The following is a 26,496-nucleotide window of genomic DNA, read 5'->3' on the forward strand; positions in this document are numbered from 1 at the left end:
TTTTACAATTTGAGTTTAATTTGGTATAATTTCCTATGGATTGAGGTAAAAAAGGTGCCAAAAAGCTCATGGAAAAGTCATATCTTTCATTGCCGTTATTGCCGGGCGTTTATCTTTTCAAGGATAGTCAAAACGCCATTATTTACGTTGGTAAAGCGAAGCTGCTCAGAAAACGTGTTGCATCCTATTTTCAAAAACAGCATGAAGACTGGAAGATAAAATCGTTGATTGATGAACACTCAACGATTGAGCATATCGTCACGCATACCGAAGCTGAAGCGCTTTTACTTGAAGCGCAACTGATCAAAGAACATCAGCCAAAATTTAATGTATTCCTAAAAAATGGTCAGCCATTCCTTTATCTGACGGTAACGGCCGATGAACTGCCTCGGTTAGAACTTACGCGCACAAAGAAAAGAAAAGGGGTCTATTTTGGCCCATTTATACAAAATAAAGGTGCTGTTCGCGCTGGGTACGATTATTTAATAAGAACATTTCGCTTAGACATTTGCAATCGCAAAATTCCTGATGGGTGCTTGAGATATCATATTGGTATTTGTGCTGGTGCCTGCAAGGATGATTTTGATAAAGAGGGGTATCTTTTTAGAATAAATCTTGCGACAAGTTTATTGCGCGGTAATTATAAAGATTCTCTTGCGGAGCTGCGTGGGCAGATTGCAAAATGCGTTTTGTCGCTTCAATTTGAAAAAGCGCGTCAACTTAACTATTATTTACAGAATTTAGATACGATTTTTGCAAACCTTAAAGTTAAATTCTCTGAAAAAAAATATGCACAAGAAGTTGCGCATGCAACGGCGCCCGAGCGCCCATTGAAAATTGGAAATTTAACGCTCGGAAAACAACTTCAAGAAATGTTGAAGCTGGATACAGCGCCATCTTCAATAGACTGTTTTGATATTTCCCATTTTCAAAGTAAATCGATCGTGGGTTCGTGCATTAGATTTGTTAATGGTGTGCCCGATAAAAATAATTTTCGCCGCTTTGCACTAAAAACAATCGATCAGCAAAATGATTATGCGGCGCTGCAAGAAATTGTCGGTCGCCGCTATCGCAATCCTGAAGAAATGCCCGATTTGATTTTGATTGATGGGGGCAAGGGGCAATTGAGTGCGGTAGTTTCTCTTTTTCCGGAACATGCGGCCAAAATTGTGAGTTTAGCAAAGAGGGAAGAAAGACTCTTTAGTAAAGAATTTCCTGATGGTATCTTGTTAGATAAGCAAACTGAGGTTGGCAGATTACTTATCGCATTACGTGATTACGCTCATCATTTTGCGATCACGTATCATCGTCAAAAGCGCTCAAAGCGATTGGAAGGTTAAGATATGAATCAAGAATTATTCACCAATGCAGCAAGTGAGTTATTGCAAAAAAGTATCACGCTTGCGCAATCTGAACATAATCCTACATTGCTTCCGCTTCATACGCTCGCTGCAGGAGTTGCCGATGGGTTTTGTGCATCCATTTTTTCGGCACTTAATATTCCAATCGATCAATTAAGTTTGCTCGTTACAAGAGAATTAACTAAAATTGTCCGCGTTGAAGGTGGAAAATTAGCGACCGACTACGTATTTGATACGTTCTATAAAGAGTTACAAAAAGAGGCGCATTCGCTCGCAGATGCGTATGTGAGCATCGAACATTTTCTCATTTGTTGGTCGACTACCGAGCAATTGCCAGTTCAAGTTCAACAGTTTTTTAAACAAACCGGTTTTACTAAAGATCGCATTCTTGCGCACATAAAAACATTGCGAAAAGGAAAAACGGTTCAAGAAAAAAACGCAGAAAAACAATATCAACTTCTTGAAAAATATTGCCAAAATATTACTAAAATGGCGCGCGAAGGAAAGCTTGATCCGGTAATTGGTCGGCACGAGGAAATTCGTCGCGTTATTCAAATTTTATCTCGCCGCACAAAAAACAATCCGGTTCTTATTGGTGAGCCGGGAGTTGGTAAGACCGCCATAGTGGAAGGAATTGCCCAACGAATTGTAAATAATGATGTTCCTGAAGGATTGCGCGGAAAACAAATTTATGCGCTTGATCTTGGATTGCTTATCGCTGGAGCAAAATATCAAGGAGAATTTGAGGAGCGCCTTAAAGGGATCCTCAAGCAAATTGAAGATGAAAGTGATCAAATTATTCTTTTCATAGATGAACTGCATATGCTCGTTGGAGCTGGAGCAACTGGCGGTGGCATGGATGCTTCCAATTTACTTAAGCCTGCTTTGGCGCGCGGTTTATTACATTGTATTGGTGCGACTACCATTAAAGAATATAAAAAATATATTGAAAAAGATGCGGCGCTCGAGCGCAGATTTCAAAAAGTTCTCATTGAAGAACCTTCAATTGAAGATGCGGTCTCAATTTTGCGGGGTTTAAAAGAGCGTTATGAAATGCATCATGGGATTCATATAAAAGATCAGGCGCTTGTTGATGCCGTGATGCTTTCGGCAAAAAACATTCCGGATCGTTTCTTGCCAGATAAAGCGATCGACTTGGTTGATGAAGCTGCATCGATGGTGCGCATGTCGATCGATTCATATCCACCAGAAATCGATCAACTTGATAGAAAAATTCGTCAGCTTGAGATTGAAAAAGTGGCTTTGCAAAAGGAAAAAGAGGATCACGCCATCAAAAGACTTGAGCTCCTGGAAAAAGAACTGGCGGATACAAAAGAAAAATATCAGGTTCTTAAAGGGCAATGGGAAGCTGAGCGAAAACCGCTTGAAGCCATTGGAAAAATAAAAGAAAAAATTGAACAAGCAAGTTATGCGTTCCAGCAAGCTGAGCGTGAGGGCGATTATGCAAAAGCATCCGAAATAAAATACGGAAAAATTGCAAAACTTGAACAAGAACTTGCAAAAGAACAAGAGAAATCGAAAAAAGTTAAAACGCATTTGATCAAAGAAGAGGTTGATGAGCGAGATATCGCTGCAGTTCTTTCTCGGTGGACCGGGATTCCCGTAGAAAAGCTGGAAACAACCGAAACACAAAAATTACTCAAGATGGAACAGGTTCTTAAAAAGCGCGTTATTGGGCAAGACGAAGCGATAACCACCGTTTCTCATGCGATTCAGGTGCATCGTGCTGGGCTTGCAGATCCGCGCAAGCCTATCGGCTCATTTTTGTTTCTGGGGCCAACGGGTGTTGGTAAAACGGAAGTGGCAAAAACACTCGCGGACTTTCTCTTTAATAATCCTAACCGACTTATTAGAATCGATATGTCTGAATATATGGAAAAGCATGCGGTTGCTCGTTTAATTGGTGCGCCTCCTGGTTACGTTGGTTATGAAGAAGGTGGGCAACTTACAGAACAAGTTCGCCAACATCCTTATAGCGTCGTACTTTTTGATGAGATTGAAAAAGCGCATCCGGATGTCTTTAATGTATTTTTACAAATTCTGGATGAAGGCCATTTAACCGATAGTCAAGGCCGCACCGTTTCGTTCAAAAACTGTATTATTATTATGACCTCAAACATTGGCGCCGATTTAATTTTAGAAGCTAAAGAACTCAATGAAACCGTAAAACGGCAGATTGAGCAATTATTGCATAAATCTTTCCGCCCAGAATTCCTCAATCGAATTGACGCAATTGTTTTCTTCAAAATGCTCAATGAAGCGGATGTAGAAAAAATCGCCGCACTTCAGATGAAAGAAATAGAAAAGCGTTTGGCAGAAAAAAATACGGCCGTAACTATCGACGATGCAGTAATAAAAGAGGTTGCGCAGCGTGGCTATGTTAAAGAATTTGGCGCGCGTCCGCTTAAGCGTGCTATTGCCCAATACGTTACCGTTCCGCTTTCACATTTTATGCTCGAGCATCCTGACGCAAAGAGCATTGAAGTGGGCGTCAAAAAAGGACAAATTACTATCCAAAAAAAATAACCAGATGAAGAGCTTTCGTCATGCTTTATTGTTGATTATAATGCCCATTTTTTGGCTTTCATTGCAAAGTGAAATGGTAAACAGCGAACCGTATATAACAACTCGATATAATTTTTCTAAACTTTGGGAAAAGCTCGGTTGGCCAACAACTAAAATTGGCAATGCCGAGTTTTTTTTAGGCCCGATAAAATGCGGCTATTTCAATGCGGCTTGGAACATTAGAAACGAAGAAGAGTTTAAAAGCGCGCAAGATTTTTTTAAAGGCAATCGATTCTATATTCAGCATCTTCCGGATCAGTTAGATGTTAATATTTCAAAATGGTTTAAAACTCCAGTAACTCGCTTAGAAATGGCACTCGATATTTCATCATTTGTGTTTCAAAAGGATTCTGAAGAATTTTCTATTCGCGCCGTTACCAACGAAGAAGAGCTTAACGATTTCGCTCAATTATTTGCGCCCGCATTTTCATTATCAATTGATGAAGCCTTAATAGCCCTGAAGCCAATGAGCACTGTTTCTACTTTTTTTGTCGCTTATTACCAAGATGAAACAGTTGGCCGAGCGCAACTTTTTATCGACGACCATGGAACAGCTGGCATTTGGATGGTGTTTGTTAAAGAAGGTTTTAGAAAACAGGGTATCGGGCGAGCACTCACGCAAAAATGCCTGCGCTTAGCAAAAGATTGCGGAGCAATCACTGCGGTTTTAAACGCAACTCCTCCTGCAGAATCTCTATATCTTAAAATGGGATTTAAACCAAAGCAGCTTTGGCATCTTGAGATCATGCATTAAAAAAAGAAAAAAAATGGTAGAATTCTTTGATAAAGAAATTTCACAAGGAGTTTTATAATGCATAAAAACTATTTTTTAATTTTATCATTTATTTTTTCCGCACCTTTTGCGTATTGTCAGCCCAAAGCGATGCCTGAAATGTTGGAGAATTATCCCATTGTCAGAGAAAAAGTAGACAAAGAAACAGAACAATATTTTTATGCAACTATTCCAAACAAAAAAGAACAGGCAGCTCAACGGCAGTTTGCTAATCAGTTTATGAAATTTCTTTTTGCCAATTGCTTAAGCTCCAAGCAATGTGCTGAAAGTCTATTGAGAGACACGGTTCAAGGTGAGTTGAAAACTTTTATTATCGAAAAGATTACCGCACAAGTGGTGCAAAACATGACCCGCAACGGCGATGTTGTTGATGAAGCGACGGTTCGTCCGATTGTTGTTAAATTGCAGGGCAAGAAAATCGAAGACGATATCGTAAGAAGGAATTTAATCGTTGCGCATCTGGATAATTATTATATTCAGTGGGATATCGAACAGGCAGTAAAAAAAGAGCAAGAAAAATTGATGAACCAAGCGGTGCAGCAGGGTGCTGGTATGGGCGCAGGGCCGCGAGCACAAGATGAAATTCGCGAGACGTACCCAGAATTTAATGAAAAAAATGCCGATGGATTACGCAGGAATAAGACCTTTTTTAGTGAAGTAGAAATATTAAAAAGAAATAAATTTAGAGAACCAGAATGCCCGGTATGTAGCCAAAATTTCAAACAGAGCGGCCATCGTGTGAATTTATATTGTGGCCATTCAATTTGCCCAACGTGCTTAAAAAACTGGATTCATGGGCAAGGAAAAGATACCTGCCCTCTTTGCCGGGCTGAAATCAAACGTGAAGAGTTTTCCAAAAACTATTTGGCCGCTGAACAGCGAGCAGCTCAAAAATAGTAGTTAAAAAAACCGAATGTGTATTTTACGCACATTCGGTTTTTGGTTTAAACCAAATTGCTAATTATTATTCGGGCATTTGTGGTCTGTTTTTTTATGCGATTCCATTATTATTTTTTGTGCTTTTTTTACGGCAATTTTAGAAAATCTGATGCCTCGTTCATGAACAAAATATTCTGCAAGTGCAATATCATCATTTTCAGCTGCCAGTTCTAAATTAGATTTGCCCCTAACGCGCATTTTCTGTATCTTTTGATTTGGCACGCTCCCCCATGTCTTATGATACTCAGCATATTCGTCTTCCATGGCGCAAAGATGAATGTTTGCGGTAAGTATGAGCGCTGCAATCAATATATTTTTTTTCATGTCATTATCTCGTTGTGTTAAGAATCGATTTAAAAAAATTAATATCGTTATATAATAAACCAAAAAATTATTTTATTTTCAACGCGAAAATTTGATAATTTTTGTTTAATTGAGCATCGCCAGTAGCCGTAGCATTGATTTTCCTATTTTCTAGCTGCTAAGATAGCAACAGAGGGAAAAGGAGATAGGGCATGAGAAAATTTTTTAATAAAATATTCAATAGTGATGAAAAGCGGGCGGAGCATAATTCCAGTTTTAAAAATCACTTCAAAGATCGCCTGGGCAACATGCATCGCAAAATGTCTCGGGGTGCTTCAAATATTGCGCGTATGATAAAAACGCGAGGCAAATGGGGAAATAAAGAACAATTTGGACGCGGTGGAAACAACAAGCACCACAAATCTGATTGATCTGCGTACCCTTCGATACAATTTCTCGCCTTGCTCGAAATCACTCAGGGCGAGCGCAGTTTAATTCCCGAATTGGTTATTATTTATTAATAATAGTTTTGAAATAGTCAAAAATAAAAAAATTACGTGAGAGCGCTCGTCCTGAGTGAATGCGGTAGCATTTGTATCGAAGGATGAGAAAGTAGGGGTATCGTGCTTATTCTTATTTCATTTTCTTTCCTTGCAGGAATAGTCACCGTTCTTTCGCCGTGCATTTTGCCGGTGCTGCCTCTTTTGCTTTCAGCCGGAGTTGATGAGGGAAAGAAAAGGCCGCTTGGCGTTGTAATTGGATTAGTGGTTAGTTTTTCTTTTTTTACCCTAACGCTCACCGCATTAGTGCATGCAACGGGCGTGTCTCCAGATTTTTTGCGTTATATTGCCATAATTATTATTACTTTTTTTGGCCTCACCCTTATTTTTCCAAGCATTGATCAGTGGTTTGAGCGAACAACCTCCGGAGTTGCGCGCCTTGGCCAGCAATTGCAGGCGATCTCAACGGGAAGCGGATCGGGATTTTTGAGTGGTTTGATCTTAGGTATTACACTCGGATTAATTTGGACGCCTTGCGCTGGGCCAATTTTGGCCGCAATTACGACGCTTGTGGCAACAAGTTCATTAAATTTTTCGGCAGTGCTTGTGACGCTTGCTTATAGTATGGGTGCTGCAATTCCAATGTTTTTTATCATGTACGGCAGTAGCAAAATTATTAATTCAACCGTCGCGCTTTCAACGTATGCTCAGCCTTTGAGAAAAATTTTCGGCGTTCTTATGATTCTTGGCGCGATTGCGATCGCCTTTCATTTTGACGTTGTACTACAACAAATAGCGCTCAACTATTTTCCTATGCTTTCGGTTGAAAATAGTGAGGTGGTTAAAAAAGAATTAGAAAAAATAAATCCACTAAGCAATCCGTCATTTGCTCCATCAGAAAATAAATCTCAAGCGCCCGATTTTGTGGGAATTGTCGAGTGGATTAATTCGGCACCGCTGTCCCTGGCAGATTTGCGGGGTAAAGTTGTATTAGTAGATTTTTGGACCTATAGCTGCATAAATTGTGTTCGCACGCTTCCCTATCTAAAAAAATGGTACGACGATTATAAAGATAAAGGGTTTGTTATAGTTGGGGTCCATACGCCTGAGTTTGAATTTGAAAAAAATAGTGCGAATGTAAAAGATGCAGTGAAGCGTTTTGGCATTAATTATCCGGTAGCTTTAGATAATAATTATAAAACATGGCAAAACTATAATAATCGCTATTGGCCTGCGCATTATTTGATCGATCAAAACGGAAAAGTGATTCAAACCCATTTTGGCGAAGGAAAGCATGGTGAAACCGAAAACGCAATTCGCCTTCTTCTTAGCCTTTCGCCTGAAACTGAGAAAGCAGAAACTGCAGTTACTCGTGCGACAACACCAGAAACTTATTTAGGATACGAACGAGCACGCGCATATACTTCAGAAATTAAAATTATGAAAAACCAAATAGCCGATTATTCGTTTACTCAAAATCTTGATGCTAATAAAATCGGGCTTAAGGGGCGTTGGTTTGCTGCCCCGCAATTTATAAGATCTGAGAGCGACGGCGCTCAATTAGATCTGAATTTTATCGCAAATCGAGTATATCTTGTAATGAATTCAACGAGCGAAGCATTGGTAGAGATTTTACTTGATGGGCGTCCGCTGCCAGAAAAATATCGCACCGCTGATATGAACAGCGATGGAAAACTTCGCGTGAATAAAGCGCGCATGTACGATATTTTAGATCTTAAAGGCGATTATGGACGCCATCAATTGACACTAATTTTTCCAAAAGAAGTATCAGCGTACGCATTTACGTTTGGATCAGACGATAAATAATTATTTTTTTTCCAGCCAATCCTCTCCAAATGGATATTCAGCTGCGTAGTCGGTTGTCGTTTCATCCAGAAATTCGCGCAACTTTTCAGGGGAAGGGCAATAAGCAGCAGTAATTTTTTTTGATTTTTGCAATGCTTTAAAATATTCTTTGCGGCCTGTTAGAAAAATCGGTTTTCTATCTTTTGAAAGTTCTAAAAGAGTTTCTTCAAATTCTTGTGAGCCTATTCTGCCCTTTGCTGCAAGCCACTTATCGCCGACTTTTTCAAAGGGATCCTTCGAAAGTTCTTTTCCTTCGAGCAATCTGTAATGCGGCGTGGTTACGATTCCTTCCGTGAATAGCTCTCTGATCATTACCCCTCGTTGGCGCAATTGATCCTGGTAGCAGGCTTGTTCAGAAACATCTTGATTGGTTGCTAAAATTAAACCTAGAAATGCTTTTTCTTTTAAATGATTAATCACTTTTTCATTGGGTTGTGGCTGTGTCGATAATTCTAAAGCCTTTGCTTTTTCATCATCACTGAGCGGTGTCATGCTATTTAAGCTTAAGTAGAAACTAACACCGTCGATCGCGTTGCTCAAGCCTTTCTTTTTTGGGTCGGTTCCGCGAGCGTATTCGTTTCCTTTTTTTACGATAGCCATGGTATTGGCGGGAATAGTAAAACATTTTTCAAACCATGATCTCTTTTGCGAAAGCTCCGAAATGATGGGACTGTAATGATAAAGCAGCTGTAGGATGTTCTTGTCATCAAGCGCGTTCCCGGCGACCAAATCGCTTGAAATGATAAAGCGGGGAGAGCTGGAAGATTGAGATTTGATAAAAAACCCTGAACTATTAGATTTTTCATTATCCATTGTAAATAAAGTGCTTGAACTCATCGCTCCAACGAATATAAAAAGATAGAGAATCATACATTCCTTTTTTGATAATTTGTCTTATTACCTATCCATTTGTATGCTAGCAAAAAAATCCAAAAAAAGGCGATTAATCAATGAATAATATACTGAGCCAAGTTGCCGGCACGCAGCAAAAATCCTTTTCTTTTTGGTTAAAAAAAAATTGGTATTATCATGCGTCGGTTGCGCAATTTTATAATTGGGCGATTCCAGCAGATGCGCGCGTTTTGCAAATTGGTTGTAAGACCGGAACGTTGCTTCATGCAGTAAGGCCTTCATATGGCGTCGGTATCGAGTCTGAATTAGAGTGCCTTGAGCTTGCTAAACAAGAGCTGCCATTTTATCGTTTTTTTAGCTCGCTCGATCAGCTTGAACACGGAGAATCATTTGATTATATCATTCTTTCTTCTACCGTTATGGAAATAGATGATATTCAAATACTTTTAAACCAGCTAAAACAACATTGCCATGATCGCACGCGCATTGTTCTAGATATGTATTCTTTTTTATGGGAGCCGTTCCTGCGTATTGGCCAAAAACTAGGAATGCGTCGCGAAACCCCTTTAAAAAATTGGCTTTCTCTTAATGATCTTGAAAACTTATTGTATTTAAGTGGTTTTGAAATTATTACAAGCGGCCGTAGATTATTATTTCCTTTTTATATTCCCATTTTTTCATGGATTTTAAATACCATTGTTTCGCATGTTCCGTTGATTAATCGATTGTGCTTAATGGAATGGGTTACCTCGCGGCCAATTGCTCATCAGCGCGAAAAAAAGCCGAGCGTTTCCGTTATTGTTCCTTGTCGAAATGAAAAGGGTAATGTCGAGTTGATAGCCAAAACATTGCCTCAACTAGGCGATCATACAGAGATTATTTTTATCGAGGGTCATTCAAAGGATAGGACGCTTGATGAAATAAAACGAATTGAGCAGCTTTATCCTGAGAAAAATATTAGATTTGCTGTTCAGCAGGGCCAAGGTAAAGGTGATGCGGTGCGCCTTGGATTTGAAATGGCAAAAGCGGACATTTTAATGATCCATGATGGGGATAATACGGTACCCATGCATGAACTTCATCTCTTTGTTGATGCACTCGCATCAGGAAAAGGGGAAATGATTAATGGTTCCCGCTTTGTTTATGGAATGGAATCAGGAGCAACGCGGTTTTTAAACATTATTGCAAATCACGCATTTAGTTTAGGATTTTCGTGGTTGTTGGGGCAAAAAGTAAAAGATACGCTTTGCGGCACCAAAGTTTTATTTAAAAGAGATTACGAGCTTATTGCTCAAAATCGTTCCTATTTTGGTGATTTTGATCCATTTGGTGATTTCGATTTATTATTCGGCGCTGCAAAATTGCATTTAAAAATTGTCGATATACCGGTGCATTATAAAGCACGCACGTATGGGCAAACGCAAATCCGCAGATTCTATCACGGTATATTGCTTGCACAAATGTGGCTCTTTGCATTGCGCAAGTTTAAGTTTTAAAAATTTAGTGGTATAAAGATCATATCGATTAGAAATAGTTATTGGGCTCCTAAAAAATCGTATGAATTTTTGGGATAAAATATTGGAGAGCGAGTATGTGCGGAATAGCGGGGTATAGATTTCTTTCTGCTGCGCCCTATGCGCTTGATGAAACGGTCCTTAACCGTGTTCAAGAATCGATGAGCCATCGCGGGCCGGATGGATTTCGCATTTGGCATGCTTCAGATAAAAAAACAACACTCATACATCGCCGTTTAAGCATTGTTGACCTTTCTCAAGCCGGATTTCAGCCACTTTTTGATGAAGAAAAATCTATTGCGGTTATTTGCAACGGCGAACTTTATAATCATCCTGCGCTGCGAAAAGAATTAGAAGCGGATGGATATCGATTTAGCTCTAATTCTGATACAGAAACAATTCTTTATGCATATAAAAAATGGGGAATTGCATGCTTAGATCGCCTCGAAGGCGATTTTGCTATCGTTATTGTTGATATGCGTACAAATGAACTTTATTTGGTCCGCGATAGAATTGGCGTTAAGCCTCTTTATTTTTCTTTACAAAATGGTGTTTTGAGTTTTTCTTCAGAAATTAAGGCACTTTGGCCTTTACCATGGATTGAAAAAAATATTAGCGTGCGGGGCGTTTCTCATTATTTAACCTATATGGTAACTCCCGCACCACTTACGCTTTATGAAGGTATTTATAAGTTACCCGCCGGTTTTTATCTTAAAGCAGACGCAAATAATAACATTTCATTTAAAGAATGGTATAACCCGCTCGATGCGGTTGCGGGGCAATCTCTTATCACGAATGAAGCGCAAGCGATAGATGATATTGAATCGATTTTTAGCCGCGCAGTAAATAAACGCTTAATGTCGGACGTGCCATTGGGTTCTTTTTTATCGGGTGGAATCGATTCAAGCTTGATCGTAGCGCATATGAGTCGTACTTCCGATATGGTCAAAACGTTTAACGTTTCGTTTTCTGATGGTCCGGAATACAGCGAAGTTGAATGGGCGCGAAAAGTAGCAACGCAATTTAAAACAGATCACCATGAAATTACGATCAGCGAAAAAGAGGCGTTCGAGTTTTTCCAATCAATGGTTTACCATCAAGATGAACCGCTGGCGGATTGTGTATGCATTCCTCTTTATTTTGTAGCAAAACTTTTGCGCGATTCTGGTGTTACCGTGGTTCTTGTGGGCGAAGGATCGGATGAACTTTTCTGCGGCTATACCACGTATGCGCAATATGTTGATACCTATAATAAATACTGGAGTCCCGCGACAAAATTTGTTCCGAGAGTTATTAAAACAGGCGTTTATGGATTGGCAAAGCGCGCTATTGCGCACAAACCCCATCGTCTTTCGCTTGTTCAACAATGGGCTGAGGGAAGAAATTTATTTTGGAGCGGCGCGATCGCATTTCCTGAATTATTGAAAAAGGAAGTGTTTGATGCAGCAGCGCATGCTTCATATGATTCTATTCTGCAAGCAATTTATCCGGGATTCGATCAAGAAGCTGATAGTTACGCGATCGTTGATTATCACTTAAAGCAAGTTGATGAGCGTGCACCGCATTTAGATTTTTTAAATCGAATGATCTATTTGGAGATGAAGCAACGTCTTCCAGAGCTTTTGCTGATGCGTCTTGATAAAATGGCGATGGCAACGTCGGTGGAAGGAAGGGTTCCATTCCTGGATCATGAACTCGTTGAATATGCTTTTAGAATTCCTCAAGCTCTCAAATATAAAAATGGGATAACAAAATATATTCTCAAAAAAGTTGCTGAGCGATCGTTATCGCACGATGTTGTGTATCGAAAAAAAGTTGGCTTTGCAGCGCCAACGATGCGTTGGTTTAAAGAAGGCATCTATTTTAAGCCCTATTTCCAAGAAATGCTCGTGAAAAAACGCGCGGAATGGGGAGCGTATATTAATTTCGATGCAATGGAGCGAATGTATAAGCAAAATGCAGCAGGTCAGCGGGAATGCGCGGTTCAATTATGGACGTTGCAGAATTTGATTGCGGGATCAACGTTATGAAAAATGAGCAGGGAACTATTCTTTATTTACGAACAGATATTTCTGATCGTGAAATTGTTGCAGGAGGTTCCGTTTCGCATACCATTGGTGTGATTAACGGTTTTATAAATCTTGGTTATCGCATGATCGTTGCCTCATCAATGATGCAATCGCACATGCAAGAACTATCAATTGCTCGATTGCGCAAACTGTCAAATCCAAAATTGATCTCTTTTTTGCGGTGGAAACTCAACTGCTTATTTTCAAATATTTTTTTTACTATTCAGGTTCTTCGTTTTACGCGTGCCGAAAGAATTTCATATATTTATCAGCGCTACGGGATTCTCAATTGCGTCGGTATATTAGTAAGTAAAATTAAAAGAATACCTCTTGTTTTAGAATATAACGGCTCAGAAGTATGGGTTGAAAGGGAATGGGCATTTAAGAAAAAATTTCAAATGCTCTGGTTGATCGAAAAAATAGAACTTTTTAACTTGCGCTCTGCTGATCGCATTATTGTCGTTTCCGAGCCACTCAAAGAAGAATTAATAAATCGCGGTATTTCGAGTAACAAAATTTTGGTAAATCCAAACGGCGTTGACCCAGAGCTATTTAATTCAAATATATTGGCATCGCAGGCGAAAGAGATTCGCGTTCTCCATAATATTCCAGGTAATGCATTTGTTGTTGGATTTGTGGGCACTTTTTCTTTGTGGCATGGTATTGAGACGCTTGCTGAAATTATTTTAAAGTTAAACAACAAAAGAGATGATATCTATTTTATCTTAGTTGGTGATGGGCCATTAAAAAACTTTTTTGATAATGAAATTGCATATCTTGATAAGGCTAAAATTATCATGCCTGGCCTGTTGGCGCATGCTAGTGCGCGCAAATACCTCGCGGCATGTGATGCATTTATTTCCCCTAATGTGCCTAACAAAGATGGCAGTAGGTTTTTTGGATCACCAACAAAATTATTTGAATATATGAGTTTAGAAAAACCTGTTATTGCTTCAGATCTTGAACAGTTGGCACAAGTGATTAAACCAGCAGTTCGCGCGGATAGCTATAATGATAAGAATCAATGGAGAAGTGCCTGCGGATTTTTAGCAGAAAGTGGCAAATCAGATCAATTTATTTCTGCAATCACGGCGATTTGTGATGCTTCTAGCAATGAACGATTTGGTATCGGGAATAATGCACGAAATGAAATTCTGCACTATTATTCATGGAATAAACACGTTGCACGTATTGATGAATTTGCAAAAGGAAGATAATGAGCCAAAAAAAGGCGATTATAATTGGAGCAGGGCCTGCAGGACTAACTGCTGCATACGAGCTCATTAAACGCACTAATATTAAGCCGATTATTTTAGAAAAAAGTGAATACTTGGGCGGTATTTCTCGCACCGTTAATTATCGCGGTAATCGTATTGATATAGGTGGTCATCGTTTTTTTTCAAAGTCGGACCGTGTGATGAATTGGTGGGCAGAGATTCTGCCGCTTCAAGCGCTTCAGGCAGGGCAAACAAATATTTCATATCAAAATAAATCGCGCACAATTTCTGGTAGTTTGAGTGGCCCAAATCCAGCAATTGAAGATCGTGTAATGCTTTTGCGTTCCCGCGTTTCGCGTATTTATTTTAAAAGAAAATTTTTTTCTTATCCGTTGCAATTTAATCCGGAAACGGTTCGCAATCTAGGGCTTACCTCTACAGTAAAAATTGGCGCAAGTTACATGAAAAGCTGTGCTTTTCCAATAAAAAAAGAAAAAAACTTAGAAGATTTTTTTATCAATCGGTTCGGCACGGAACTTTATCGAACCTTTTTTAAATCATATACAGAAAAAGTATGGGGTCTTTCATGCAGAGAAATTAGCCCAGAATGGGGCGCGCAACGCATTAAAGGTCTTTCGGTTGCAAAAACAATTCAGCATTTTGCAAAGCAGTTAGTAAAGCCTACGGCAAAGGATATTGCACAAAAAAATATTGAAACAAGCTTAATTGAACAGTTTCTGTATCCCAAATATGGGCCGGGCCAAATGTGGCAAGAGGTTGCCGATCGCGTTCGTGCTGGCGGTGGTGAAATAAGAATGGGTTGGCAAGTAAATAAATTATATAAAGAAGATGCATTGATATCAAAAGTGAGCGCATTTGATTCCCACACCGGCAAAGAAGAGCTTTTTGATGCGTCTCATGTATTTTCCACCATGCCGGTTAAAGAACTCGTTCAATCGTTTCAATGGCAAGCGCCCGAAGAGATTAAAATGCTCGGCGACGGCTTAATGTACCGAGATTTTATTACAGTCGGCCTCCTTTTAAAGAAATTAAAAATTAAAGATGCTAATGGTGGGCTCATTAAAGATAATTGGATTTATATTCAGGAGCCCGATGTGTTTGTCGGGCGGTTACAAATTTTCAATAACTGGAGCCCGTACATGGTTGCTGATCCTAGCAATGCGTGGGTTGGCCTTGAATATTTTTGCAATGAAGGGGATGAACTGTGGAGCAAATCTGAATCAGATTTGATTGCCCTCGCCATCGAAGAAATGTACAAAATGGGCTTTATTGATCGAGCAGATGTTTTAGATGCGACGGTTTTGCGCGTTGAAAAAACGTATCCAGCTTATTTTGGTACTTATAATCGCTTTGATCAGATACGAAACTACGTAGATCAATTTCAAAATCTTTTTCTTATTGGCCGCAATGGCATGCATAAATATAATAATCAAGATCATTCAATGCTGACAGCGATGCAAGCGGTAGAAAATATTATCGCTGCAAATCCTGACAAAAATAATATTTGGGCGGTAAATACCGAGCAAGAATATCATGAATCTAAACGCGCTTAAAAACTATTTTCCTGAAATTTCATCGCGCAGATTCACACAAATTGGAACTTCACTAATAATTTTGATGGTGATCTTAATGGGCATTGTGCAAATCTATGCACCATTTGATCAAGATGAGATTGAAGCAGTGCATACTGCATGGAAAGTGATCCATGATGGCGAAATTTATCGCGATTTTTTTCAGCATCATCATCCGTTTTTATACTATCTGTTGGTGCCAATTATTAAGTTTTTTGGTGAGGTATATCACACCTTGCTCATTATTCGCATGATCGTTTTTTTCCAATATTTTTTGATCGGATTGATCACCTATCTTCTTGCAAAAAAACTTTTCAATGCTGAAACAGCGATTTTAAGCGTTTATTTATTGCTCACTTCAGTGATTTTTACAAAACTTTTGCAAATTCGGCCAGATGGCCCACAGGTTCTTTGCGGAATGATTTCGCTTCTTTTTTTATTTTCTTTTTTTGAACAACAAAATAAACAAAAGCGATGTGTGCAGCTTATCGTGAGTGCATTGTTTTTATCGCTCTCTTTTTTATTTTTGCAAAAGGCGATTTTCTTAATGGCTGCTATTGGATCTATTCTCTTGTTCCAGTTATATCAGCGCAAGGTTTCTTTCATTGAATGTGCAGTATTTGCAATTGTTTTTTCACTACCGGTACTTATTTATTTTTTATACATATGGTCCATTGGTGCATGGGATTTCTATTTAAAATTCAATTGGCTGCTGAATGCGATGCACACCGGCAGGTTTTTGCCATTTTATACATTGCAGCTTTTGGCAATGAGTCAATTGTTGTGCGCTTTTTATGCAATAGGTATTTTTTATTATCTTGAGAGCTATTATCAAAAAATAATTGGTTGGTGCTCTCTATGGCTTTTGTTTGCAGCAATAGTTATTGCAAGATTTTCGTATGCGCAATATTATGCGCCAGCAATTCCGCTTATGGCGATGATTGCTGGATACGCGCTTTACAAAATGTGCATGGGAAATACGTATAAAATGCTCATGATTATTTTTGCTCTTTCCTGGGGATCACTTATTGGAAACGCCTATCAAGTTGTAAAAATGGTGGTGAAAGGAATTAATCGCGAGCCGCATGAGAAAATTAATTTTGTGTTGAATAATGCTCCAGAAGGCTCATCTGTTTACGATGGAAAAAGTTTTTTTAATTTGTTCAGGCACGATGTCGATTTCTTTTGGTTTGAAGCACGTATGAATCACGACAAATCAGATTTAATACCGATTTATGAGCGATTGACCGGAAACAACTATGATGTGCATGCGGCGGTTGAAAAATATGCGCCGTCTATTATTTCAAATTATTATGTGAATCTAAATAACAAAATAATCGTGAATAGCTATGATCAATCAGAAAAGTTTGATGATTTATTGATAAGAAAAAAGGAGATTTTCCATGGAGCTGCCGAATAACACAATTAAGGAGTCTTCCAAACAGGTTTGGGGTGCAAGCCCAGCCGGATGGACTTTTGGACAATCGTATAAACCAGGGACAAAAGAATTTTTTGATTCAGTAATTGCAAAGCGATTTTCCTATGAAGTTCCATGGCTCGATGAGATTGTCCAGTTTAAGCGTTTTAGGGGAAAATCAATATTGGAAATTGGAAGTGGTTGCGGCTACGATGCATATCAGTTTTGCAAGGCAGGTGCGAGTTATACGGGTATTGATATCACACCGCAAAATCCAATTTTGGCAAAAAAACATCTCCTATATTATGGATATGATGCAACGTTTTCAGAAATGGATGTTGAGAATATTTCGTTTATTGAGCAATTTGATTATATCTATACATTTGGCGTTTTGCATCATACGCCTGATATGCAAAAAGCACTTTCAAACTGCTATAAAGCTTTAAAGTATGATGGTGAAATACAAGTAATTGTTTATAACAAATGGTCTATTTTTTATATTATGACTACTGTTTTTTGGGAATGGATTTGTAGAAGAGGCTTTTTGAAGCGATCTTTGGCTACGCAGCGATCATTTATAGAACATTCTGAAAGTGGGGCGCGCCCGCTTGTGAATGTGTATAGTAAGAGAGAGCTTAAAACATTGCTCAAGGGCGCTGGCTTTTCAATTGTTAAAACAGAGATACGAAAGCTTGTGGCTGACGATCTGCCAATGATTAGATTGGTTTGGCGCACATATAAATATATACCTCAATCAATTCTGGATTTTATTGGGCGATATTTTGGTTGGTATGTATCGGTGCGGGCGATTAAGAACATAAAAGAGCGAAGGTAGAGCACTAGGAATTATGAAGAAAATAATGAAAGTGCATTTTGTAATTTTTTTGTATTTATTCATACCACTAGTTTCATTTGGCACCGAGAACTTCGGATTAGAATCAGAGTCGGTTGTCTATATTTATTCGCCTCATAGCAACAAGCATTGTCACTTTATTAAAATGAAGATATTCAGCCGAAGCTCGTGTAGCACTATTTTTTATAGTAGGGCACAACATTTGGAAAAATAAAATATAAAAGCATTGCAAATCAGCAATTTGTGCAAGACAAAGATTGTGTCATGGACGAATAAATAATGCGTCTCCATACCATTTTGGAGCGGTATTAAGCCCTTTGAGCTCAAAACCTTCGGACTCAAGAAAGTTTTTAACGTCTTCATATAAATACTGACCTTCATATCCTGCAACAAATTCGACTTCCGTTAAAATAGCTTTTACTGTCTTGAGAATATTTGGGGATCCTTTTAGCATATTTAATTCGTAGCCTTGCATATCGAGCCATAGTAGATCCACGTGAGAAATTCCATTTTCTTGCGCCCATGTATCTAAAGTTGCTGTCCGAACTGTGATTTTCCTTGGAAACACGAGAGGCGTGGTATTGAGCAGATACTGATTTGGGGGCAACAAAGAGCTGGAGGCGGAGGCAGTGCCTTGTTGATATGTCAATTCTGAGACATGAAATATTGCTTCACCATTTTTATCAGACAAAGCGAGTTCATAAGTAAATATGTTTTTGAAATTTTGGGTAGCAATTTTGACTTTTTTATAAAGCTCAGGAACCGGCTCGAATGAATGTACTTTTGCGTTTGGTACTCTTGTCGCTAAAAAGACAGAATCATTTCCATCAAAAGATCCTGCTTCAACAATTATTGGCTCAGTGGGCATAAATTGGAGCACATAAGGCAAAGTTTCTTTTGGATCACTAAAATTAAATACAGTTCCTTTTGCGGGAAGCCAAGGTATTAAAGCAGCACAAAGTTTGAAAAAAAGATATTTGTTCTTCATTTTTTTCCTTTTTTTGAATATAAATCGAGCGTAATAAATTGCACGATAGTTGGGAATGGTTAAGATAATATGCTTCATTCAAATACAATGAATACTTTTTTGATAAATATATAGTTTTTTCATATAGTCTATCTAATCTCAAAAAGAGTCATTATCAGGGGATGAAAAATGGATATATTTAGCACATCTAAGAATAAAAAATGAACTAGTTTTTTTAAATTGGAGATAGGATGAATCAACAGCAATTAAAACAATCTATTCATAATTATTGGAATCAACGAAGTTGTGGCACCGAAGTCACGTGCCAGAAAAAATATTCAGCTGAATATTTTAATGAAATAGAAGCATACCGCTATCGGATTGAGCCAGAAATTTTTTCATTTGCACAGTTTACTCGGTTCCGCAATAAACGTTTACTTGAAGTGGGTGTAGGTGCGGGTACCGATTTTGTGCAGTGGGTGCGCGCGGGAGCTCATGCATACGGAATTGATTTGACTGCTGAAGCAATCGAAAATGTGCGGCATCGTTTAATGTTGGAAGATCTGAGGCCATACGATTTACAAGTTGCAGATGCAGAAAATATTCCGTATCCGGATAACTCGTTTGATGTCGTTTATTCATGGGGAGTTATACATCACTCGTCAAATACCATGCGATGCATAGAAGAAATTGTTCGTGTTTGTAAGCCTGGCGGAACTATTAAATTAATGATATACCATCGCTATTCGCTTTTTGCTTTTTATCGTTATGTGCTAGCGGGTCTTTGTAGGGGCAGGCCATTTCGTTCATTGAGCAATATTCTTTTTCATGATCAAGAAAGTTTGGGAACAAAGGCTTACACTTTTAAAGAAGTAAAAAAGATGCTTAAATCTTTGCCGATAACTATTAACGAAATAAAGGCAGAGGTCGGTTATCATGACCTGTTGGTATACAAATCATGGCCTTTTAGGGTATCTGCCTATTTATTAGCTTGCATTTTCGGGTGGCAACGGGCCGGTTTTTTTATGACGATAAATTTGAAGAAAAAGACTGAATGAGTTTGTCCAGCTTAGGATGAGTATGGAAAAAAGGATTCTACTTAATTTATATTAGAAGTGAGGCTAATGAAAATTTTAATTCTATCTTTGGTGTTTCTTTCTTTGATTCATAATCAAGAAAACTTATATTGCTCTGATAGCTTATCCTATGATCTAGTTGGCGGCCTATCAAATATTCTAGTATGTCCAATTTCGGAAAGCATTGGGCATACGTGGTCGAACGGGTCAGTTTATGATAAGCATTTGATAGAAAAATTTTATGAACTACTAAAAAAGCACGATGACTATTTTGTTGCGCTTGATTTGGGGGCACAAACAGGTTGTTTCTCTTTGTTGGCCAAGTTTTTTCCAAATTCAAAATGGTACGCGTTCGAGCCTATCGAAGAAGCAGCTGGCGCACTAAAAAAAAATCTTGCACTTAATGATATTTCGAATGTTTTTGTTTACCAAATGGCAGCAGCCGACTTTAAGGGTAAGGCTATTCTTAAGATGCCTGCGATGAATGCATGGGGGTTGGCATGTATAGGATCAAATATAGAGCGATTTACGGTTGTTATGGAAAGAGAAATTGAATGTGTCGATTTAGATAGTTTTGTATTAGCTGAGAATATTGAAAAGGTGCATTTTATAAAAATCGATACAGAAGGCGCAGAATTTGCAATTCTGAATGGCGCAAAAAAAATGATTATGCGCGATCATCCGATTATTATTATGGAATATAATGAGGCAAATATGAGGCAATGCGGCTCAAGCAAAGAAAAGATAAATAATCTATTATCAGCGTTTGGTTATGAGTGGAAATTGGTAAGTTCTGACGATATCCTATGCATGCCCAAAAAGGGAAAAGCGCGCTTTTTTAGTTATATTTTTTAATGATGATTGCCAATCCTATTATCGTTTCGGATATCATGCGGTTTCCAAATCAGAAAGGAAGTTAATGAAAACAATTCAATACGGCTTTTTATTTGTAGTTAATTTTATTTTTTTTATCCATTTCATTGATTTGTGGGCTAAACCAATTGAGAGAATGGGCCCGAAAATCGTTATAACAAATATGAAAAGAACCGATGGCTTTGGATCAAATATGCTTCGGATTATGGCTGCGGGACTTTATGCGGAGCTTAATAATTATGAATTTTTTTATCAGCCCTTCGAAACAATGGAGCACAACTATTCCGGGAACGCAAATGATCCAGCGTTTTTATCAAAAAAAGAAAGTATTATAAACTGTATTAATAATTTCCCGACGCTGGATAAAGCGATTGCTGCAGGGTACAGAATTAATGCTGACGATCATCTGGCTTTTCTCAATGCAAAAAGGTATGAGTTCGCAGAAAGCTCTTTTCTAAAAAAAATGAGATCGTTATTTCGGGTTGGTAAAAACAAATCAGATTATTTTGATGACCATTATTATAACATAGCAGTTCACATACGTCGCCCAAACGCTCATGATTGTTGTGTTTATGGAACAGACGTCCCCAGTGAAATATACAGCACCGCTATTCGTAAACTAAGAGAAATATATTCTGATAAAAAGCCGCTCTTATTTCATATCTTCTCGCAGGGTAACGAGAATGATTTTAAAGAATTTATAGCTCCTGATACGATATTTCATATTAACGAGGATTCAAATGATACGTATATAGCGATGGCATTTGCGGACGTGTTGATTGCTGGTAGAAGTTCATTTGGTTATACTGCTGGATATTTCAATGAAGGAATTGTTTATTATGTTTCCTATTTTCATGCAACACTTCCACACTGGATTGCGATTGAGCAATTATTAAATTAAGTATTCCCCTAAATTGAGTTTGACGCTGATATCAGATGTAAGCGAAGAGTTGTTTGTTTACATAAGAGACATGCTTGGTTAATAAAATTTTTGCGCTAGTAAAAAATGATGCGGAAAGTGAATCCTTGCAGAAATATTCATTAACAAAAAATGGACAGTTAATTTCAATTATTCTACCTATCTATAATGAAGCAGAAAATATTTCGTTAATATATATAGAGCTCAGTAAAATCTTTGAGCGGCTTGATTGTTATAATTTTGAAATTATCTTTGTTAATGATGGCAGTAGCGATGAATCATGGAATTTAATTTCAAAACTCGCTGAATCTGATAAACGCATTACAAGCATTAATTTTAGTCGTAATTTTGGTCATCAGATGGCGCTGACGGCGGGTTATGATTATGCTCATGGCGACGCAATAATCACTATGGATGCAGATTTGCAAGATCCTCCACAGTTGATCATTGAAATGCTTAAAAAATGGGATCAGGGTTTTCAAATTGTGTATGCTCGTCGAACTGATCGAAAAGACTCATTTTTAAAAAAAATTACTGCTCAGTGGTATTATCTTTTACTTGATAAAATAGCTGATGTTCATATACCGCGCAATGTGGGCGATTTCAGGCTGATCGATAAAAAAGTTCTTACAACAATAAGAAACTGTCGAGAAAAGTCGCGGTATTTGCGCGGTATGGTCGCATGGTCAGGATTTAGATCTACGTATGTCGATTTCAATCGATCAAATCGGCATGCGGGCAAAACAGGCTATACTTGGGCCAAAATGATTAAGTTGGCTTTTGATGGCATGACCGGATTTTCACTTTTTCCATTACGGTTAGCTGCATTTATTGGAATTTTTGTGATAGCAACTGGAGGCGCAATGCTCCTATTTATTTGTTGCGATACCTTTTTTTATGGTATTTATTATCCATTATTTAAATGGCTAACAACAATCATGTATATTTTCATGGGGATACAATTTCTTTTGATGTGGATTCTTGGCGAATATATTGGTAGGATTTTTGAACAACAAAAAGGCAGACCTCTTTATATTATTGATGATGTTGTCAACCAAGAAAAAATGATTGCATCATTAAAAAAGGATAGAAATGAGCCACATCAGCCAAGAGTTTGATCAATTTGCACATAATTATAGAGAAAATTTAGACAAGTCGTTATCGCTATCTGGAGAATCAAGTGCCTATTTTGCTGAACTCAAAGCTCGCAAGCTTGCTGAGTGGTTCCCGCATTTAGCTACTAAGAAAATCTCAATTTTGGATTTCGGATGCGGAGATGGTATGATGGCCGGATTTTTGCCACGTTATTTTGCAAATGCGCAAATTCATGGCGCTGATCCATCCCCAAAAAGTATAGAAATTGCGCAGAAGAATTATCCGGAATTTAATTTTTTAATAAATTCAGAAACAACTACCAGTCTTGATTACTCCGATGATAGATTTGACATCGTTTATTCAGCAGGGACTTTTCATCACATTCCATTTGAAATGCATCAAGGATACATTAATGAAATTTATAGAATATTAAAACCTGACGGAATTTTTATTTTATTTGAGCTTAATCCGCTTAATCCTTTGACTATGAGGACTTTTAAAAACAATCCTATCGATAAGAATGCAAAAATGCTTACACCATGGTATTCGTATCGTTTATTAAAAAAGTATGGGAAAGCGCATATCAATTTTTATTGTTTTTTTCCACGTATGCTTGCGAGGCTGAGGTTTTCAGAGAAATTTTTGACAAAGCTGCCGTTAGGCGCGTTGTATGCAGCTATAATGCAAAGAGAAGAAGGAATTTAATGAAACAAGTACATCAAGAGTTTGATCAATTTGCAAAAGATTATCGTGGCATTTTAGATGATGTCTGCGGATTAACTGGTGAATCGAGCCAATATTTTGCGCAATTAAAAATTCAAAAACTAGCGGAATGGTTTCCTCAATTAGTTAATAAAGAGATTACAATTCTAGATTTTGGATGTGGCGATGGGATGATGACTTGCTTTGCTAGTGAAATGTTTAAAAAAGCAAAGGTATACGGCGTAGATCCTTCTCCAAAAAGTATTGCAATTGCGCAACAAAAATACCCACACATAACATTTGCAGTGAATTCTGATAGCGATACTAAAATAGAATTGGATGATTCTATGTTTGATTTGGTTGTTGCGGCAGGTGCATTTCATCACATTCCTTATCGAATGCACGAAGGGTATTTGAATGAGCTTATGCGCATTTTAAAAAGGGATGGAATATTAATCCTTTTTGAACTTAACCCGCTCAATCCGGGCACGCAGCTAATGTTTCACCGTTCGCCATTTGAAGATAATGCAAAGATGCTTAAGCCTTGGTATACATATAAAATTGCACGGCCGTATGGTGGATGTACTATCAATTATTATTGTTTTTTTCCCAGATTCATGCGTATGTTTCGCCCTTTAGAGAAAATTTTGAAAAAAATACCGTGTGGTGGTTTGTATGCTGCTATAATTAAAAAAAGATGAAACACTATGTCGTTACCCTTAGTCTCAATTGTTGTTCCATTATATAACGAAGAGTCAAATTTACCGGCTCTTTATGATCGTCTTTCAAGAGTTGCATCTGAACTAAAAGAATTTTATAATTTTGAATTTCTGCTCGTTAATGATGGTAGTCGTGATGAATCGTGGCGAACAATTGCGGCATTAGCAAAGCATGATAATCGCATAAGAGGAATTTCATTTAGTAGAAATTTTGGTAAAGAGTTGGCCATCACTGCTGGATACGATCATGCAGTTGGCGACGCGATTATTACCATGGATAGTGATTTACAGCATCCACCTGAATTTATACCTAAGCTCCTTAGTGCATGGGTAGAAGGATTTGATATCGTTTATACACGAAACGCAGAGCATTATGAGAGTAGGTTTAAAAAAGTGGCGGCATTCTTACATTACAAACTTTTAGATGCAGTTTCATCTGTACATATACCCTCCTATGTTCAAGATTTTAGGTTAACAGATAAAAAAGTTATTGAGGTTTTGCGGCATTCTCGAGAAAAAGCTCGCTATTTGCGAGGTATGGTAGCATGGACCGGGTTTTCATACACATGCATAGATGTACTATATGAAAAGAGATTTAAGGGAACTAGTGCTTTTTCGTTTATTCAACTTTTAAAAATATCGTTTGACGGGCTCACAGGATTTTCACTTTTTCCGCTGCGTATAGCGTCCTATATTGGTGTTTTTGTCATTGCTACTGGTAGCGCCATGCTTGCTTATTTGAGTGTGCGAGCTTTCCTATTTGCGCCACTGCATTATTGGCTTTTTAAATGTTTAGTCGCGATAATCTATATTTTTTTGGGAGTACTTTTTATTTTAGTGTGGCTTTTGGGAGAGTATATTGGAAGAATTTATGAAGAAATAAAAGGAAGACCTCTTTATGTCGTTGCTAACACAGTAAACATGCAAGACAATGGTGCTGAAAGAACGCTTCCCTTGGTAAATTATAAGAAACCGTTCAGTCGGGAGAATTGTACATGTTAGCATACGCACTATTACAAAGAGTTTTGAACCTCTTGTGGACATTTAGAAAAACAGACGGGCGTTATATTCATTTGCAGCAAGCATTTGAAGGTTATAAAAAAACTAATATTCCGCTAGTGCAATATTCGAACGGAGCGTTGTATCCTTTTTGCGCAGGTGACGATATAGGAATTTATTGGCTTATGCCAAAAATTGCTCTTGCTTTTAATTGTTCGATTGATACTGTTATGAAGCTTTTTTCGTACGGGTTACCATTGATTGCATGTTTAAGCGGTATGCTTGCTTTTTTTTTATTATTTCGTCTGCCAATCCAGCGAATCGTAGCAGCTATTGGGCTAATTGCGGTACTTCTGCTTTCGCTTCGCATTGGAGACGTGTACGTGGTTTACTCATCGATCATCGTCGCTTTATTACCATGGATTTTTTATGTGTGCTCCCAAGAACTTGAATGGTATATATATCCTTTTTATGGCGTAGGCGCAGGAATTTTAATAGGATTTGCGCATTATTTTCGTTGCTTTGCCGGATTATCTTCATTGATTTTTATTATTCTGTTTGCTGCTTTAAATAAAGCATTATCGAATAGAAAAAAGCTATCGTTAATTTTTGCACTCTTGATCGGAATGATTATTGCGCATAGTTATATGATTCATCAAGAATCTGTTTATGAGCGATTTGCACGAATGCATTTTGAAAAAGGATTGCTCTCAAGCCAAACTCATTATTGGCATACCATCTACGTAGCATTCGGTCTGCTTAAGTTTGGAAATACTCATGATATTAAATTCGAAGACAAATCGGCGGCAGTGCTGGTCGAAAAGAAACGTATTGAAAATTCTGATTTAATCTCTATCCCCACCGAAGAGATTCTAAAGAATGAAGTTATGCGCATTTTTAGAGAGCAATCTTTTTTTGTCTGGTTTACGATTTTTGCCAAATTGGGCATCCTTCTCCTTTTCTTTCTATTATCTGCCAATATTGGCATCATAAGCGCCTGGTTGTATGGAAAGCCCTGGGAAGTTGAGCTATGCTTTGCCAGTGGAATTTTATGTAGCGCTATTATTCCTGTTATAAGCATGCCTTTTTTGACCTACTCTTTGGGATTTATCGCTTTTTGTGTGATCTATGGAATTATGAGTATTAATTATGCGTTGGGATCATTTGATATGAAAATAAATTTTGATCATCTGCCTTTTTTTCGATTAGTGAGGCGCCCAAATCGCATTTAATTTTTGAGATAGCGGATCAACTATCGCTCTATTAGTTTAATTTGAACATGTA

23 protein-coding genes are annotated in these 26,496 nt (G+C 38.0%); 20 read left to right on the forward strand and 3 right to left on the reverse strand.

Features of this window, described 5'->3' with window-relative positions; all coding sequences use genetic code 11:
- The first annotated feature begins 68 nt into the window (after window positions 1-68).
- From HYX58_05690 to HYX58_05705, 4 genes are read left to right on the forward strand one after another with little or no spacing between them, the layout of a single operon-like run.
- Window positions 69-1,340: a GIY-YIG nuclease family protein gene (locus tag HYX58_05690; protein ID MBI2775473.1), complete on the forward strand. Its 1,272-nt coding sequence runs from the start codon at window positions 69-71 to the stop codon at window positions 1,338-1,340.
- 3 nt (window positions 1,341-1,343) lie between these two features.
- Window positions 1,344-3,908 (forward strand): AAA family ATPase, encoded by a 2,565-nt coding sequence (locus tag HYX58_05695; GenBank protein MBI2775474.1) that lies wholly within the window; start codon window positions 1,344-1,346, stop codon window positions 3,906-3,908.
- 4 nt (window positions 3,909-3,912) lie between these two features.
- Window positions 3,913-4,701, forward strand: coding sequence for a GNAT family N-acetyltransferase (locus HYX58_05700; GenBank protein MBI2775475.1), 789 nt, complete (start codon window positions 3,913-3,915; stop codon window positions 4,699-4,701).
- 57 nt (window positions 4,702-4,758) lie between these two features.
- Window positions 4,759-5,637, forward strand: a complete 879-nt coding sequence (locus HYX58_05705) for an E3 ubiquitin protein ligase (protein ID MBI2775476.1) — start codon at window positions 4,759-4,761, stop codon at window positions 5,635-5,637.
- A 60-nt stretch (window positions 5,638-5,697) separates the two neighbouring features.
- Here HYX58_05705 and HYX58_05710 read toward each other — a convergent pair whose 3' ends face one another.
- Entirely contained in the window at window positions 5,698-6,003 is a 306-nt protein-coding gene (locus HYX58_05710) for a hypothetical protein (GenBank protein MBI2775477.1), read from the reverse strand.
- 191 nt (window positions 6,004-6,194) lie between these two features.
- Here HYX58_05710 and HYX58_05715 point away from each other — a divergent pair, with 191 nt between their 5' ends.
- Entirely contained in the window at window positions 6,195-6,413 is a 219-nt protein-coding gene (locus HYX58_05715; protein ID MBI2775478.1) for a hypothetical protein, read from the forward strand.
- A 192-nt stretch (window positions 6,414-6,605) separates the two neighbouring features.
- Complete coding sequence (locus HYX58_05720) at window positions 6,606-8,309, forward strand: cytochrome c biogenesis protein DipZ (protein MBI2775479.1); 1,704 nt, start codon at window positions 6,606-6,608, stop codon at window positions 8,307-8,309.
- On the opposite strand, the gene HYX58_05725 is transcribed toward HYX58_05720, so the two are convergent.
- Window positions 8,310-9,218, reverse strand: a complete 909-nt coding sequence (locus HYX58_05725; protein ID MBI2775480.1) for a hypothetical protein — start codon at window positions 9,216-9,218, stop codon at window positions 8,310-8,312.
- Window positions 9,219-9,298: 80 nt separating this feature from the next.
- Here HYX58_05725 and HYX58_05730 point away from each other — a divergent pair, with 80 nt between their 5' ends.
- From HYX58_05730 to HYX58_05755, 6 genes are all read left to right on the forward strand, one after another.
- On the forward strand, window positions 9,299-10,696 hold the full coding sequence (locus HYX58_05730; GenBank protein MBI2775481.1) for a glycosyltransferase: 1,398 nt from the start codon (window positions 9,299-9,301) through the stop codon (window positions 10,694-10,696).
- Window positions 10,697-10,791: 95 nt separating this feature from the next.
- Complete coding sequence (gene asnB / locus HYX58_05735) at window positions 10,792-12,744, forward strand: asparagine synthase (glutamine-hydrolyzing) (protein MBI2775482.1); 1,953 nt, start codon at window positions 10,792-10,794, stop codon at window positions 12,742-12,744.
- Window positions 12,690-14,000 carry a glycosyltransferase gene (locus HYX58_05740; protein ID MBI2775483.1) on the forward strand — a complete coding sequence of 437 codons (1,311 nt, stop codon included), beginning with the start codon at window positions 12,690-12,692 and terminating at the stop codon, window positions 13,998-14,000. Before asnB ends, HYX58_05740 begins: the two co-directional genes overlap by 55 nt.
- The gene (locus tag HYX58_05745; GenBank protein MBI2775484.1) at window positions 14,000-15,574 is read left to right on the forward strand and encodes an NAD(P)/FAD-dependent oxidoreductase; all 1,575 of its coding nucleotides are present in this window, start codon (window positions 14,000-14,002) and stop codon (window positions 15,572-15,574) included. Before HYX58_05740 ends, HYX58_05745 begins: the two co-directional genes overlap by 1 nt.
- Window positions 15,555-17,012, forward strand: a complete 1,458-nt coding sequence (locus tag HYX58_05750) for a glycosyltransferase family 39 protein (GenBank protein MBI2775485.1) — start codon at window positions 15,555-15,557, stop codon at window positions 17,010-17,012. Before HYX58_05745 ends, HYX58_05750 begins: the two co-directional genes overlap by 20 nt.
- Window positions 16,996-17,844: a methyltransferase domain-containing protein gene (locus tag HYX58_05755; protein MBI2775486.1), complete on the forward strand. Its 849-nt coding sequence runs from the start codon at window positions 16,996-16,998 to the stop codon at window positions 17,842-17,844. Before HYX58_05750 ends, HYX58_05755 begins: the two co-directional genes overlap by 17 nt.
- Window positions 17,845-18,124: 280 nt before the next feature.
- Here the strand turns inward: HYX58_05755 and HYX58_05760 are convergent, their stop codons facing one another.
- Complete coding sequence (locus HYX58_05760) at window positions 18,125-18,850, reverse strand: FkbM family methyltransferase (GenBank protein MBI2775487.1); 726 nt, start codon at window positions 18,848-18,850, stop codon at window positions 18,125-18,127.
- Between the two features lie 230 nt (window positions 18,851-19,080).
- On the opposite strand from HYX58_05760, the gene HYX58_05765 reads away from it, so the two are divergent.
- The 8 genes from HYX58_05765 to HYX58_05800 all read left to right on the forward strand — a co-directional run bounded on the left by HYX58_05765 (window position 19,081) and on the right by HYX58_05800 (window position 26,444).
- Window positions 19,081-19,887 (forward strand): class I SAM-dependent methyltransferase, encoded by an 807-nt coding sequence (locus HYX58_05765; protein MBI2775488.1) that lies wholly within the window; start codon window positions 19,081-19,083, stop codon window positions 19,885-19,887.
- A gap of 66 nt (window positions 19,888-19,953) precedes the next feature.
- Window positions 19,954-20,760, forward strand: coding sequence for an FkbM family methyltransferase (locus HYX58_05770; GenBank protein ID MBI2775489.1), 807 nt, complete (start codon window positions 19,954-19,956; stop codon window positions 20,758-20,760).
- A 64-nt stretch (window positions 20,761-20,824) separates the two neighbouring features.
- A complete protein-coding gene (locus tag HYX58_05775) occupies window positions 20,825-21,679 on the forward strand; it encodes a hypothetical protein (GenBank protein MBI2775490.1) in 855 nt (284 codons plus the stop codon).
- Window positions 21,680-21,753: 74 nt separating this feature from the next.
- Window positions 21,754-22,815 (forward strand): glycosyltransferase family 2 protein, encoded by a 1,062-nt coding sequence (locus HYX58_05780; GenBank protein MBI2775491.1) that lies wholly within the window; start codon window positions 21,754-21,756, stop codon window positions 22,813-22,815.
- On the forward strand, window positions 22,790-23,497 hold the full coding sequence (locus HYX58_05785) for a class I SAM-dependent methyltransferase (GenBank protein ID MBI2775492.1): 708 nt from the start codon (window positions 22,790-22,792) through the stop codon (window positions 23,495-23,497). Before HYX58_05780 ends, HYX58_05785 begins: the two co-directional genes overlap by 26 nt.
- Window positions 23,497-24,195 (forward strand): class I SAM-dependent methyltransferase, encoded by a 699-nt coding sequence (locus HYX58_05790; protein MBI2775493.1) that lies wholly within the window; start codon window positions 23,497-23,499, stop codon window positions 24,193-24,195. Before HYX58_05785 ends, HYX58_05790 begins: the two co-directional genes overlap by 1 nt.
- A gap of 6 nt (window positions 24,196-24,201) precedes the next feature.
- Entirely contained in the window at window positions 24,202-25,215 is a 1,014-nt protein-coding gene (locus tag HYX58_05795; protein MBI2775494.1) for a glycosyltransferase family 2 protein, read from the forward strand.
- Window positions 25,209-26,444 carry a hypothetical protein gene (locus HYX58_05800; GenBank protein MBI2775495.1) on the forward strand — a complete coding sequence of 412 codons (1,236 nt, stop codon included), beginning with the start codon at window positions 25,209-25,211 and terminating at the stop codon, window positions 26,442-26,444. Before HYX58_05795 ends, HYX58_05800 begins: the two co-directional genes overlap by 7 nt.
- Window positions 26,445-26,496 lie beyond the last annotated feature (52 nt).

The organism is Candidatus Dependentiae bacterium (genome assembly GCA_016191325.1).
Taxonomy (GTDB): domain Bacteria; phylum Babelota; class Babeliae; order Babelales; family JACPOV01; genus JACPOV01.